This window comes from Streptomyces sp. NRRL S-244 (assembly GCF_000717915.1).
Taxonomy (GTDB): domain Bacteria; phylum Actinomycetota; class Actinomycetes; order Streptomycetales; family Streptomycetaceae; genus Streptomyces.
In genome coordinates this window covers 1-14,817 of record NZ_JOCX01000028.1, presented here as the reverse complement: position 1 = coordinate 14,817, position 14,817 = coordinate 1, and the positions used below count along the sequence as shown (strand labels likewise).

Annotated in this window: 7 protein-coding genes; 3 read left to right on the top strand and 4 right to left on the bottom strand. The window is 66.6% G+C overall.

What is annotated here, in order from left to right:
- Positions 1 to 2: 2 nt before the first annotated feature.
- Entirely contained in the window at positions 3 to 6,641 is a 6,639-nt protein-coding gene (locus IF02_RS0126560; protein ID WP_051696578.1) for a polymorphic toxin-type HINT domain-containing protein, read from the bottom strand.
- Positions 6,642 to 7,066: 425 nt separating this feature from the next.
- On the opposite strand from IF02_RS0126560, the gene IF02_RS0126555 reads away from it, so the two are divergent.
- Both IF02_RS0126555 and IF02_RS0126550 read left to right on the top strand, forming a co-directional pair.
- Positions 7,067 to 10,705: an FG-GAP-like repeat-containing protein gene (locus IF02_RS0126555; protein ID WP_078622352.1), complete on the top strand. Its 3,639-nt coding sequence runs from the start codon at positions 7,067 to 7,069 to the stop codon at positions 10,703 to 10,705.
- A gap of 7 nt (positions 10,706 to 10,712) precedes the next feature.
- Positions 10,713 to 10,961: a hypothetical protein gene (locus IF02_RS0126550; protein WP_158708570.1), complete on the top strand. Its 249-nt coding sequence runs from the start codon at positions 10,713 to 10,715 to the stop codon at positions 10,959 to 10,961.
- Between the two features lie 234 nt (positions 10,962 to 11,195).
- Here IF02_RS0126550 and IF02_RS35995 read toward each other — a convergent pair whose 3' ends face one another.
- On the bottom strand, positions 11,196 to 11,318 hold the full coding sequence (locus tag IF02_RS35995) for a hypothetical protein (RefSeq protein ID WP_267880930.1): 123 nt from the start codon (positions 11,316 to 11,318) through the stop codon (positions 11,196 to 11,198).
- An 83-nt stretch (positions 11,319 to 11,401) separates the two neighbouring features.
- On the opposite strand from IF02_RS35995, the gene IF02_RS0126540 reads away from it, so the two are divergent.
- Positions 11,402 to 11,836 carry a VOC family protein gene (locus IF02_RS0126540; RefSeq protein WP_030161183.1) on the top strand — a complete coding sequence of 145 codons (435 nt, stop codon included), beginning with the start codon at positions 11,402 to 11,404 and terminating at the stop codon, positions 11,834 to 11,836.
- A gap of 23 nt (positions 11,837 to 11,859) precedes the next feature.
- Here the strand turns inward: IF02_RS0126540 and IF02_RS0126535 are convergent, their stop codons facing one another.
- Positions 11,860 to 12,843, bottom strand: a complete 984-nt coding sequence (locus IF02_RS0126535) for a hypothetical protein (RefSeq protein ID WP_030161180.1) — start codon at positions 12,841 to 12,843, stop codon at positions 11,860 to 11,862.
- Between the two features lie 271 nt (positions 12,844 to 13,114).
- Positions 13,115 to 14,734 (bottom strand): ABC-F family ATP-binding cassette domain-containing protein, encoded by a 1,620-nt coding sequence (locus IF02_RS0126530; RefSeq protein ID WP_030161178.1) that lies wholly within the window; start codon positions 14,732 to 14,734, stop codon positions 13,115 to 13,117.
- Between the last annotated feature and the right edge of the window lie 83 nt (positions 14,735 to 14,817).

Here is a 14,817-nt window from a genome sequence, read left to right as displayed (position 1 = left end):
ATCTAGCCTCTCTTGACCTGAATTGGAACACGACTCATCGGAATCGGAACCGGAGTACCCGACTTCGTCACACCACGGGTACTGCCACTCCAGTGCCACTTACCGTTGCCGTCATCGAAGTAGCGGTAGTATTCGGCATCCTTGCCGGAACCGACCTTGGTCCACCTAGTGCCGTCGACGAGGACGCTCTTGGCGAATTGCTCCTCAGCATCACCCGGCAGCACCGCCTTCTTCGGGACATACGGATTCGGGCCACCCGTCGGGTCATGGTGCCCCGGGTTCTCATACTCAGGGCACGTACTGTTGTGAACGAGTACCGGGGTCTCGCCCGCCAGCACATAGTACGTGTGTAGGTTCTCGATGGTCAGGTTAAATGTCGGCGCGTGCTGCGTGTACGCCTCGTTGCCTGCGACGATCGCCGTGCCGCCAGCCCCTGTCAGGAGCGTCATGCCGGGTGTCAGTTCGCGAGCTTCAACCCAGGCCTTCTGTGAAGGTGACCAGAAGGGGTGTTCCTGTGTGGCTGTGAGCTGTTCGACCCCGGCAGGTGTGACGATTGAGAGCTTGTTGAAGTGTTTGTCGTTCTCGGTCCTGATCAGCCGGGTTACGCGCTGTTTGGAGGTTTCACCGGACCTGGGGTCTGTTGCCAGGACTTCGTCATCGACATTAACTTCCTCGATCTTTTTGAGGCTGCCGTCCGCCATCACGACCTCTGTGCCTGCAAGGAAGCACATGCAGCCCGTGTTGACCCTCTTTCCGATGCGCACCCCTGCGCCGGGTAGTGGAGCCATCGGCATCCCTGCGCCTGGCATTCCTTCGTAGCCTGGGAATTGGGCGGATTTGAGAAGGTCCAGGCCAAGGAAGGCTCTCCGAACCTCTTCGGGGCACTGCACTGTGCCAGGGCCCATGCATATGTTGGCGGCCATGGATATTCGGTCGTTCTCGGTAGTGAACCCAGATTTCGCCCGGTATGCGCTCATCGCCTTCTCGTATTCACTCCTGAAGGCGGCATACGTGGCACTGTCCATGTATGCCCGGGCAGTGTTCGTTATGTAGCGCTCGACCTCGTTTTCGATGTTGTCGGCCGAGGCTTCGTCGTTATCGCTGGGCCCCTCGTCCGCATAGGTCCCGTCCGGCTCGCGATGCTTGGTCTGGGTGCCGTCTCGCCTCGTGGAGTGGCCCGTGCCGTCGTCGGTGTACAGGCCGGTGGGGTCCGAGAAGGTGAGCGGGTTGCTGTTGGAGTACGTGTACCCATGCATCTGTTGGGAATCGCTGAGGTCCATGATCGGGTCCACCGAGACGAACCGGCCGATCGTGGGGTCGTACTCGCGTGCGCCGATGTGGGTGAGGCCGGAGTCCTTGTCTTCCGTTCCGCCCACGAAGCCCTTGTCGCCGGCCCAGGTGGGCTGGGGGCCTCGGTCGTCGCCGAACAGGCCGGTCTTGCGCCGGGTGACGGCCTGCGTGGTGTCACCTGCGATCTGGGTGGTGCTGGTGTTGTGGTGGTCGGTGAGGGTGTAGGCGATCTTTCCTGCGGTGCGCAGGGCGATGCTGCCGTAGTAGCGGGTGCCTGTGACCTTGCCGGCCTTGTCGAGCTTGAGTTCGTTGCCGGCGGGGAGGTAGAGGGTGGTGCCGGTGGTGTCCTTGCGCAGGAGGCGCTGGCCGGAGGCGTCGTAGAGGAATGAGCTCGTGGACGTGCCTTGGGCCAGGGACTTGAGGTGGCCTTCGGCGTCCCACTCGAGGTACTGGGTTTCCGCAGTGCCGCTCTTACGGGTCTTGGTGTTGCCCGTCTGGTCGTAGGTGAAGGTTTCGTCGTGGGCGTCGGTTCCAGTCTGGGTGACCTTGGTCAGGTCGTGCTTACCGGCGGTCGGGGCCGAGTACGTCCGCACGGTGTCGGCAGTCGGGCCGGAGGCCGTCTTGTGCTTGGTCTCCTTCTTGCGGTTGCCGACGGCGTCGTAGGTGTACGTGGTCCAGTACGGGTCCTCACCGCCAATGACGCTCGCTGACGGGGTTGCCGCGCAGGTCTCACCCTTATTGGTCCAGGCCTGAGTGGCGCGGCGCAGGGCATCGAGGCTGACGCACTGGGTGTCGGTGGTGCGCTGGGTGTCCTGGCCGTAGGCGGTGGCGATCGAGGTGACGTTGCCTGCGGGGTCGTAGGTGTACTGGGTCTCCTCGATGCGCTTGGGCGCAATGTCGCGGTCGGTGTAGGTGTGGGTGACGGCGCTGGTGTGCTCGTCGTACTCGGTCGTTTGGTAGATGCGTTGGCCGGCCGCTCCGCGTTCTTGGCGGATGTTGCGTCCGTAGTGGTCGTACTGCATGGATGTGACGAGGCGGCTGCTGCCGGCGTTCATCGTGTTGAGTAGGCCGGAGACGGCGGTGTAGGTGCTCTCGACCACCTCGGCGGGGAGGCCGCCCATGGCGGGCTGCTCGGTGCTGGTGACGTTGCCGGTGATGTCGTAGGTGGTGACCCAGTTGTAGGTGCCCGCCAGCGCTCCGGTGTCGGGGCTGGAGGGGATCGTCACCTGGGTTTCGATGGGCTGGTACAGGTCGTCGTAGTAGAGGACTTCCGAGGTGTAGGCCTTGCCGTCGACGTACCGGGCGGACTTGGTCAGCTGGCCCTTGGCGACGGTGTCGTAGGTCTGTGCCGTCAGGGTCGTGGTGCCCTGCTTGGTGGCGGTGGGCCGACCGAGTTCGTCGTAGTCGGTGTGGATGGTGACGTTGCGTGCGTCGGTGACGTCTGTGGCCCGGCCACCCTTGTCGTAGGCGGTTTTGGTGGTGCCCTTGTCCGGGTCAGTGGCCTCGGTCTGCAGGCCGCGGACGTCGTAGGTGTAGGTCCACTTGGCGTTGGAGGCGTCCGTCACCTGGCCGAGGCGGCCGAGCTTGTTGTAGGTGTAGAGGGTGGACTGGGATGCCGTGCGGGCGGCGTCGGTGTACTCCTTGAGCTCGACGGTACGGCCGAGTGCGTCGACGACGGTGGTGGTCGCGGTGCCGCCCTGGGGCGGGACGACGGTGGTGGTGTCGCCCGTGTAGCTGGTGGTGGCCCGCTTCGTTTCGACGCCGAATTTCTTGGAGATGACGGCGGTGGGGCGTCCGGCGCCGTCGAAGAGGGTGTCGGTGGAAGCCGGGTAGGTCAGAGTGCTGCCGGTCACCAGTTGTGCCGAGGGAACGCCTTCGGCGTAGTAGGTGCCGGAGTTCCGCCAGGCGAGTCCGCGGGTGTCGTAGAACGCCTCGGTGATCAGGCGTCCTGTCCGGTCGGGCGACTGGGTCTGCGTCTGTCGTTCGCGCAGGAGACCGTCCTGGATGGAGTACGTGGTCGCGTACTGCAGGTCGTGGGTGAGCGACTTCGAGGTGACGACGTTCGGGCCGTCGGTGCGAACCAGGTAGTCGAAGGTGCGACTCGGTTTGTCCGGGTAGTCCTCGGCCGGCCAGTTGGGTAGCCAGACCTTCTTGATCCGGCCCAGGGCATCGTAGGTGAGCGTGGACACCTTGCCGTTGACGTCGGTCTTCTTGGTGGTCTGGCCACGCAGGGGGTCAAGTTCCGCCGTGGCGGTGTGGCCCTTGGGGTTGGTGACCGACAGAGTGGTCGGTACCTCGCCGGTGGCGGGCGTGTACGTGGTCGTCGTGACCTTGTCGTACGGGTCCGCGACGGCGAGCTGGCGGCCGTACATGTCGTAGCAGAGCTGGTTCTTGGCCGCGCCGCAGGTGGAGGGTACGGACATTTGGGTGTCGTAGCCGTCACCCTTGCCGTTGATGGTCTCCGTCTTCGTGGGCAAGCCAAGGCCGGGCAGGGTGCCCAGGGCCCCGTTGTCGTAGTACGTGCGAACGTCACTGATGGTGTCCGCGGGTCCGGTCGATGCCGTGCCGCAGGGAACGGCGACGGTCACGACCTGGCTGACCTTGTCGAGGATCCAGCTGTTGGTGTTGCGCGCGCGGCTGGTGACGACGCAGGTTTCGTCGCCCTCCTTGGAGGTGTCTCCGGTAGCCGATTCTGTGTCGACCATGCCGTACTCGTCGAAGTGACGGTTCGTCTCGGTCGTGCGGGTCCCGCCAGTGACGGCGGTGCGGGTTGCCGTCTTCTCGGTCCCGGTCTTGTAGGACTCGAGGTCGGGCAGTCCAGGCCGGGCGCGCTTGGCAACGTTGGCCGAGCGCCACGGAGTGTAGGAGGTAGCGCTGACGAGCTTGTTGGTGTCGTCACCGTCGTAGCCAGCGGTTTCCCGTGGCATGCCCGCGAACTGCAGGCGGTCGGTGACCGGAGTGCCGGTGCTGTCCTTGACTTCGTTGCCGTCGAGGCCTCGGAAGTAGCGGGTCTCGGACAGCGTCTTCGGATCGTCGCCGGCCCCGGTGCGGGTCTGGACCAGTCCGTATCCGCGCGAGACCGAGTGGACCCGGTCATCAGCCTTGGTGAACTCGCTGCTGTCCTTGGCCCAGGCGGCTCCGCCCAGGTAGGAGTAGGAGGTCACCTTGTCCGGTGACTCGGCGAGATTGTCACCTTCGGTGACCTGGGTGACGACATAGCTGTTAAACCAGTCGACCTTGGAGGTGTCACCCTCCCAAGCCCATTTGACGGGGTAGCAGCGGGTGGTGTTCGAAGCGTCGGCTGCCGGCAGAGTGGTGGCCGTGCAGTCGGGCTGCGAGTAGGTGACCCCGATGGTCCCGCCGGACTCCGTGGTGATCTGGCTCATGCGGAGCCGGACGAAGGGAGCGAGGCCGTCACCGGTGCTGTCGACGCGGTTCGACTTCTGCTCGCTCGCGAAGGAGACGGTCAGAGGAGTGGTGCCGGCTGCGTCGCCGGCCTTGCCGGTACGGGTGATGGACTTCAGCCACATGGGCCTGGAAATGCCGTCGCCGGCTGGAGGGAAGGAGTGATCGAGCGTCCACGAATCGACGTCCTTGTACGCGCCACTGGTGAGGATCTTGGTGGTGATGCCGGTGAGGCGCATACGCGACCAGAAGGTCGGCGCGAACTGGCTCTTGCACTCAGTGGACCCGTCCTTGCAGAACAGGTCGTAGGGCGCGTCGGGCCAATTCTTCGAGGTCGTCTCGTCGAAGGTCCCGCACCCGCTCAGGCATCGCTCCTGGACATCGAACTGGACCTTGCCCATCGCCTTGCCGGTGTAGACGACATCCGAGCGCAGGCCGTAGTCGATGTGGTCGAGCCAGCCGCCGCGGATGTAGGGGGTGACGGTGGCCTTGCCGGTGGTGGTGGAGACGTTGCGGCCGTAGTTGTTGGTCTCCGTCTTCCAGTAGTACGCCGAGGCATCGCCGCCGGGCGTGACGATGTAGTCGACCTGCCATCGCCATGCCTGCTGGCACCATGCGCTCGCGAAGGATGCGTTGTAGCAGGGCTCGCCGGCCTGGTTGCCGAAGACCGGGACGGTCCAAGTGGAGTTCGTCGTCGGGTCGTCGGCGGCCGCGCCGTTGTCCTTCCAGCCCGGGAGACGATTCAGGCCGAAGAAGTACTGGGTTCCGTCGGTCGTGGTGACCTTCCAGTGCTCGCCCGCACCGTCGACTCCGGCCGTGCCCTGGTCGCCGTTGATGGCGCCGGTCAGTTTCTCTACCTTCTCGCCGGAATCGGAGGCCGGATGCCAGCCCTTGCCCTGCTCGAAGACGAGCTCAGTGGACTTGCCGCCCAGCGACAGGGTTGCGTTGTCGTTGAACCAGCACCGGTCGCCGACCTTGGTGGTGTTGGTGCCACCCGTCTTGTCGTCGTCACAAGCCTTGTACTTGCGTTCGATGAACCCCGGCTCCCAGTCCCAGCCGTCACCGATCCAGGACGCTTGGTTGTTGGACGCCGCCATGCGTCCGTCCACGGACTGGGAGTTGTAGCTCAGGGAGACGTTGGGTGTGCGGCCGCTGGGGACGGACGGTACCGGGATGTTGTAGGACCAGGTGAAGGCCCCGTTGGAGCCTCCGCCGCTCCATGCACCGGAGGGCTGAAGGGAGGTCGCCTTGTAGTCGCCGGTCGGGCCGGAGGTGTCGGCGGTCACGCCCAGCACGGTCGCCGCCGGTGCCGACGCGCCGGATGCATTGGCCGCCTGGCCGGTCTTGGCCGTCGCTGCGTGCGCGGCCGGAGCGGTGACTTCGGCGGTGACCTTCCCGGAGCGGGTGTCGTTTCGGGTCTGGAGCGGCTTCTGCGTCTGACACTCGGCAAGGTTCGGAGTGGTGAGGGCGCAGGCCGGAAGCTCAACCAGGTGCAGGCGGGCGGCATAGTCACCGCCGTAGGCGTCCCGGAAGGTGCTGTAGTCCACCTCGACGCGCGCGGTCCCGGACTGCTGGGAGCCGTCGCCCCGGCCGACGGACAGCAGCAGTCCGTCGATGCCGGCCTTACGGGCAGAGTCCTTGGCAGCGACCTGGATCTTCACCTTCGCCGGGGCCTCGGCGGCTTTGCCTGGCGCTGCGGACACGGCGACGGGAAGCTTGCCCGCACGCCGCGGGCCCGAGTCGACGGCCGGAGCGTTGGCGACGTCGGAGAGAAATGCCTTGGACACCGGTCCGGTACTCAGGTCCACTTCGGCCGAGCCTGCCGCCGGCCAGGCGGTCTTGGCGGCAGGCCGCGGATTCTCCGCTGCGGCATCAGGGCCGGCCTCCCCGTCCCAGCGCACTTGCTTGACTGGTACGGCCTTCGGCTGCTTCAGCTCGGGCAGCACTGGCCGGACTTTGCTATCGGCTACCGCTACGGAACCTGGAAGTACGCCTGAGAGGACTATTGCGGCCAGCGCCGCAGAAAGCCCTCTCCTGTGAGATCTTCTCACACCCCACCCCATCTATCTACTAAATTTACGGGCGCAGAATAACAGTCCGACTTCCCGCATCTGACGCTATGGCAGAAGCAGGAATCGGCCAATTACTTTAGCGAAGTTCGAAAAGTGGATCTTGAGCAATAAAAGGGGGCGATCCCTCATAAAGCTGCCATAAAGTCGCAGGTCAAAGCTATCTAGCTTGGGGTAGTCGAGGGTAGAGTCGATGCATCTATCCCAGGTTTGGAGTTTGCGTGAGAAGAAGAGGGGGCCTGCCGGATAGTCCGGCAGGACGGGGGGTTCTGAGAACTGCATCGCTGGTCCTGGCTTGCGTAATGTCGGCGTCAGGATTGTGCGTTCTCTATCCGGAAGTCGAAGCGGCCGCCGCCACCGATCCGGTCGCCGCAGGGCGCATGACCGCCGAGGATTTCGCGCTCGCCAAGGCGAAGGAGACCGGACAACCGTACGAGCTGGCTTCCGCACGGACGGAGACCTCGGACACGTGGGCTCTGCCGACGGGCAAGTGGTTCGTCAAGCGCTATGGCGCCACGGTGCGGGTGCGGCGAGGGGGGGTATGGGTCGCCGTCGATCCCACCCTTGCCTTCGACTCGAACGGGAAGGTGAGTCCAAGGGCGGCGGCCGTGCAGGTCGCTTTTTCCGGCGGCGGCGCAGATCCGCTGCTGAGTGCCGTCAAGGACGGGCGGACGCTGTCACTGACATGGCCGAAGGCCTTGCCCAAGCCGACGCTCGCTGGGAACGTGGCGACGTACGCGAACGTACTGCCTGATGTGGACCTGCAGCTGAAGGCCGAGGCCGAGGGCTTCTCTCAGCTCCTGGTGGTCAAGACTGCTGCTGCGGCGCAGCATCCGGATCTTGCCACGCTGAAGTTCAAGCTCGACACCGTCGGCCTGAACGTTTCCAGCGATGCGGCGAGCGGCTCGATCAATGCCGTGAATCCGGCTGGGCAGACGGTCTTCACCGCCTCCACCCCGATGATGTGGGACTCGACCACCATCGCACCCGTTAAGACGGCCAAGTCCACCGCGTCAGCCCTGGTAGTCGCAGAGGGCAAGGCGGCTCCCGCCGACGCGTTCGTCGCCCCGTCGGGGGCCAAGGACGCCAAGATGCCCACGTCGATCGTGGGTAACGCCTTGGAGATCAAGCCGGACCAGGCCCTGCTTCAGGGAGCCACCACGAAGTACCCGGTCTTCATCGACCCCTCGGTCGCCTGGCCCAGCCAACAGAACTGGGCCTGGGCCTACCGCGCCTGGCCGAACAACTCCTACTGGAACACCAAGGAGGACGTGCGCGTCGGCTATGAGACCGTGACCGGCGGGCTCTCCCGGTCCTTCTTCGAGCTCGACACCTCCAACATCAAGGGCGCACAGATCATCAGGTCGACCTTCCGCGTCAGGGAGACCTGGGCGTGGTCGTGCACCGAAACGCCGGTAGAGCTGTGGACCACCGGGCCCATCTCGCCGCAGACGACGTGGAACAACCAGCCCGGCCGTCGAGCCCTGCAGCAGAAGGTCAAGGCAGCCAAGGGGCGCCCCGAGTGCGAGTCCGGAAACGTCGAATTCGACGCCACCCAGGCTGCCAAGGAGTCCGCGTCCAACGGATGGTCTGCCGTGACCCTGGGCCTGTATGCCTCCGACGAGGGTGATACGAACCAGTGGAAGCGCTTCGACCCCAAGACGGTCACGCTGGAGACGGAATACAACAATCCGCCGGACACGCCGTCCAATCCGGGGACGTTCCCCTGGGTTCCGTGTGCCGAGGGCGGCTCTATCGGCGACACGACCGTCAGTCTCTACTCGACGATCACCGACCGCGACAGCGGAAACCTGTCCGCTGATTTCCAGCTTTTCAAAACCGGTCAGTCCGCCCCGTACCTCACCCAGACCCTCCCGGCCAACAACGGGCGGGTCGCCAGCTGGGCCATCCCCGACGACAAACTTCCCAGCGGTGGCTACACATGGAACGTCCGGGCCAAGGACCAGGACGGGAGCACGTCTGCCTGGGCACAGACTTGCACGTTCACCATCGACCGTGCCCGGCCGACCAAAGCACCCAAGATCAGTTCGACCGCCTTCCCTGACGGCAGCGCGGGCTGGCCTGATGTAACGGGCAAGGCCCGCCAGTCCGGGACTTTCACAGTTCAAGCCAACGGCGTCCCCGACGTCACTTGGTACGGCTACTTCACCGACTGGGATACCCAGGTGCAGAGCGCTCAGGTAGCCGCAGGTGCCTCTCACAGCTTCTCACTCATCCCGCCGTCGGCCGGACCGCACTTCGTGTATGCCTTCAGCCAAGACAAGTCCGGCAACCGCTCTGACACGACTGCCTACCAGTTCTATGCAGACCGGATCGAAACCGCGGATGGTCCCGGCGACCTCAACGGTGACGGCTACCGTGACATCTGGAACAACGACCTTTCCGGCAAGCTCCTCGCCTACACGGGTCAGGGCAACGGCAGGTTCCACACGGCGAACAGTTCGGACAAGCCCTTCGCCGGCGCTCAGGTCGCAACTTTCGGTCACTGGGACGACGACGGCTACAACGACCTCCTCGCTCTGCAGCAGGTCGAAGGCGTCAGCCGCAAGGAACTCGTCATCCACCCCAACAACGGACAGGGTGTCGCGGTCGACAACGCCACGAAGCTGACCGTGAGATGCCCGCTCAAGGACCCTGCCAAGGGGTGCTCGGGGGCTGGCAACGGGCCGGACTGGACCGGTGACGACCACTGGTACAACGCAGAACAGGTCCTTGCCCCCGGAAACCTTGGCTCGGGCGATTCCTCGGACGTCCTGGTGAAGCAGGGCAAGCAGCTCTGGGCGTACTTCGGCGGTGTCGGCGCGCGCATCGACGTCAACGGGAAGCCGGTGCTCGTCGGCGGCAGCGACTGGGACAAGTTCACCGTGATCACCCCAGGTGACCTCGACAAGGACGGGGTGCCCGACCTGTGGCTGCGGGACAACGCCACAGGTGACATCCACAGCACCCTCGGAAAGCCGTCCACCGAGGCGGACCGTGCCGTCGACCTCGCGACTTGGGGAACGCAGGTACGTACCAAGATCGGCTCCTCGATCAGCCAGGCCGCATACCCGATGATCGGCTCCAGCGGTGACGTAACCGGCGACAACATCCCCGACCTCTGGGCTCGGCAGGCTGACAACACCCTGGTCGCCTGGCCTGGCATCCTGGCCGCCGACGGTAAGACCGTTGGCTCGTTCGGAAGCCGTATCGAGATCGACGGCGTCCCCGGGGCTCGCATTGTTTCCGGAACCACCCTGGCATCAGGGCAGGAGATCAGCAGTGGCAACGCCAAGCTGACCATGCAGGCCGACGGCAACCTCGTCCTGTCAGTCAATGGCAAGCCCGTCTGGGCCACCAAGACCCAGAGCCCGGGGGCAACGGCCCGGATGCAGAGTGACGGCAAGTTCGCCGTCTACACGGCCGACGGCAAGACCGCACTGTGGAACAGCGGAACCTCCACGCCGTACTCGTACGCCGTGCTGCACCCGCGCGGCGTGCTGGTCATCTACAACGCCTCCGGACAGAGCCTGTGGACCAGCGGCTCCCAGAACCGCCCGGACTGGAACGGTGACGGCCGCACCGACGTACTCGCCCGCGATGCCAACGGCGACGTGTGGGTGTACCCCGGCACCGGGGCGGCCGGCACCGGAACGCTCGATGCGCCGTATTTCATCGGCAATGGCTGGTACCGGGACTACTGGGTAGACGCCTACACGGCTGACCTCAACAACGACGGCTACACCGACATGATCGGCCGCAACCGCAACGGCGACCTCTACTTGTACCCCGGCACCGGCGGGACCGGCACGAACAGCGTCGGCAAACCAGTCCTCATCGGCAATGGCTGGCAGACGTACGGCACCCTGGGGTTCGCCGACCTGAACAACGACGGTCGTACGGACGTGGTTGGTCGCGACAGTGCGGGTCAGTGCGGGTGACCTGTGGGTGTACCCGCACGCTGGAGGCACCGGTACGCAGACGCTGGGTAGCCGGGCCCTCATCGGCAACGGCTGGCAAACGTACGACACACTGCGTTTCGCTGACGTCAACGGTGACGGCAGGAGTGACATCGTCGGCCGCACCCCCCAGAGCGGGCTGTACGTCTACGCCAACACGACCAGCGGCGGAAATGTGAGCTTCGCAGGTCGTGACTACATGGGAACGGGCTGGAACGCCCTGGACGTCATCCTCTGACGCCTGATCAGTCCGGCGTGGGGTGGGCTCCGTACGGAGCCCACCCCACGCGCGTCGTAACGGGGCGGACGGAGTCCCCATCAGGCCGCAGCGTCCGCGGTGCGTACACCGATGAAGTACGGGCGGCGGCGGAGGGTGAAGTCCGTCGACTCGTAGAGGGCGATGGCACCCGTGTTGTCCGACGCCGCATACGGTGCCGGGGCCGTGCTGCGTGTCAGGATGGTGGGGTGGCGGTCAGCGGGTTCGCTGGACTCGGCGTTCGTCCCAGACCGGCTCGGCGGTCTCCCTGACGACTCCGTCCGAGCCGAAGACCAGGTAGCGGTCGAAGGAGCGCGCGAGCCAGCGGTCGTGCGCCACCGCCGGCACTATGCCCTCGTACGCCTCCAGCCCGGCTCGTCCAGCAGGAGGACCTCGTCCGGCCCGCGCAGTACGGTTCCTCCATGGCAGCGGGATTCGATCTGACGCTTGACGGTGCCGACGTGCAGGCTCTCGCCGTCTTCTGGAAGACGGCGCTGGGCTATGTCGACGAGCCGCCGCCTGCTCCCTTCACGACACGCGAGGAGTGGTTCGCGCAGTTCGACCTGCCGGAGGAGGACTCCGTGGACGACGGCGCGTGGCTCTGTGATCCCGACGGCGGCGGTCCGCGCCTCTGCATCCTCAAGGTCCCCGAGCCCAAGACGGCGAAGAACCGGCTCCACATCGATGTCCGAGTGCCGGGTCACGGCACTTCGGACGAACGATGGGCACGGATCGAGGCGGAATCCGAACGTCTGGTCCGGGCGGGCGGGACCGTCCTGGAGGAGTTCGACGGACACCATGTGGTGATGGCCGACCCGGAGGGCAACGAGTTCTGCGTCGCAGCAGCCTCCGCGTGATGGGTCGCTAGGTAGCCCTGGCCCTAGCCCTGGCCCTGGCCCTGGTCGAGGTGGGCCAGGAGGAGGTTGGGGTTCGTCACGGGGCCAAAGTAGGACGAGCTCGTCACGTAGACGTTCTTGTCGTGCACTGCCACGGCGGTCGGGTTGGACAATCCGTCCGGCGCGGTGAGGACGATCGCGTGGGTGCCGTTCGGACGCACGAGCGTGACTGCGTTGTCCATGCCCAGCGTGGCGAGGACCGTGTCGTCCTTCCCGATGAAGGCGAAGTCGTCGATCCAGTCGAGTCCGGCCGCCTTGGTCTGGATCGCGCCGGCGCCGCCGTTGCGGAGTACGGGGATGCGCAGCAGCGTCCGGCGGTCGGTGTTGGACACCCACACGGCGCCGTTGTGGAGCTTGATGCCGTTGGCGCCGGCCTGGTAGCCGTCGAACTCGGGGAGGGGCTGGAGCGCGGTCCCCGCGGCCCAAGCCGTGGGCGAGCCGCCCTTCTGCGGGACGCGCCAGACGATTCCGCGTGCCGTGTCGGCCACGTAGAACACCCCTCGCTGCTCGTCGAGGGCGAGGCCGTTGGGGAGCGTGTCGGTCGGGAGCTGCGCGATCTGGACGGGCGTGCCGCCGTGGGGTCCGATGCGCCAGATGCCGGTCGCGCTCGTTCCGGTGGCGTAGGTGACGTACAGGGTGCCGTCGTGAGCGCGCACGATGCCCATCACCAAGGCCAGGCCGAAGACGGGCGTCTGCGGGTTCGCCACGGCCGGCAGGACCGAGAGGAGCCGAGAGGACCCGTGCTTGTCGACGCGGACGACCTGCCTGGCGTAGGCCAGGGTCAGGTTCGCGGAGCCGTCGGGTTCGAGGGCGATGTTCTCCGGCGCCTCTCCGGTGTCGAAGTGGAAGGGCGCGACGACACGTGGATCGGACAGGGTCGGCTCGTCGGCCGACGCGGTGCTGGGGGCGAGCAGGGTGAGGGCGGCGGCGAGCGTGGCGGTGGTGGCCAGGCGTGGGAGTCGGAGCATGGGCCTCTCCTTGGGCGGCGCGGGGTGCCGGGGGTACGCGGCACAAGGAAGAGGTGACGCTGCATCAGCCCGAAGTGGTGGCAGCCACGGCCGGAGGATCGCCTGCTTGGGCCACCACTTGGGACCGGTTGGCCCGGCCGCCCGCAGTGGAGGGAGCGGCGCGCCACCGGCGCCCCCGCTGACCGCCGCGGTGACGGTCAGCGGGCGCGGCGGCGGTCAGCGGCGGCGGTCAGCGGCGACGGGTCAGCGGCGACGGGTCAGCGGCGGCGGGTCAGCGGGCGCGCTGGACTCGGCGTTCGTCCCAGACCGGCTCGGCGGTCTCCCTGACGACTCCGTCCGAGCCGAAGACCAGGTAGCGGTCGAAGGAACGGGCGAACCAGCGGTCGTGCGTGACCGCCAGCACCGTGCCCTCGTACGCCTCCAGCCCCTCCTGCAGTGCCTCCGCGGACTCCAGGTCGAGGTTGTCCGTCGGCTCGTCGAGGAGTAGCGCGGTGGTGCCCGCCAGCTCCAGCAGCAGGATCTGGAAGCGCGCCTGCTGGCCGCCCGACAGCTTGTCGAAGGGCTGGTCCCCCTGGCGGTCCAGCTCGTAGCGGCGCAGCGCCGACATCGCGCCGCCGCGGTCCCTGGCGTGCTCCGTCCAGAGGATGTCGACCAAGGTGCGCCCCATGAGTTCGGGGTGCGCGTGCGTCTGTGCGAAGTGCCCCGGCACCACCCGCGCGCCCAGCTTCCGGCTTCCGGTGTGCGCGACGGGCTCGCCCGCCAGCAGCCGCAGGAAATGGGACTTGCCCGAGCCGTTCGAGCCGAGCACGGCCACCCGCTCCCCGTAGAAGATCTCCAGGGAGAACGGCTTCATCAGGCCAGTGAGCTCCAGGTCCTCGCAGACCACGGCCCGTACGCCCGTCCGGCCGCCCTGAAGGCGCATCTTGATGTCCTGCTTGCGCGGCGGCTCCGGCGGCGGGCCGATCTCCTCGAACTTGCGCAGCCGGGTCTTGGCCGCCTGGTAGCGCGAGGCCATCTCGTCACTGCGCGCCGCGTACTGCTGCATGTCCTGCACGAGCCGCTTCAGCTGCGCGCGTTTCTCGTCCCAGCGCCGGCGCAGTTCGTCGAAGCGCGCGAACCGCTCCTCCCGCGCCTCGTGGAAGGTGCCGAAGCCGCCGCCGTGCACCCATACGTCGGATCCGGCCGGGCCGGGCTCCACCGCGACGATCCGCTGCGCGGCCCGCGCCAGCAGCTCCCGGTCGTGGGAGATGAACAGGACCGTCTTGCGGGTCTCCCGCAGCCGCTCCTCCAGCCACCGCTTCCCCGGGACGTCGAGGTAGTTGTCCGGCTCGTCCAGCAGGAGTACCTCGTCCGGCCCGCGCAGCAGCGCCTCCAGTACGAGCCGCTTCTGCTCGCCGCCGGACAGCGTCCGCACCTCGCGGAAGCGGGCCCGGTCGTACGGCAGGCCGAGGGCCGCCGTCGTGCACATGTCCCAGACGGTCTCGGCCTCGTACCCGCGGGCCTCGGCCCAATCGCTCAGCGCCTGCGCGTACTTCATCTGTGCGGCCTCGTCGTCCACCGTCATGATCAGGTGCTCGGCCGCGTCCACCGCTGCCGCCGCCTCCCGGATCCGCGGCTGCGACACCGAAACCAGCAGGTCGCGGACCGTGCGGTCGTCCCGTACCGAGCCGACGAACTGGTGCATGACGCCGACGCCGCCGCTGGAAGTGACGGTTCCGCCGTGCGGCTGGAGCTCGCCCGAGATCAGCCGCAGCAGCGTCGTCTTGCCGGCGCCGTTGGCGCCGACGAGGGCCGCCACCGAACCTTCACCCACTCTGAACGAGGCATCGCCGAGCAGTACGCGCCCATCGGGCAGGTAGTACTCCAGGTGCGAGGCTTCGAGATGTCCCATGATCCGGATCCTCGCCTGCCGTACGGCGGCGGCACAACGCGTTTTCGGCGCGCAGATGGGAGGGAGGGGAGGGAGGAGCGGGA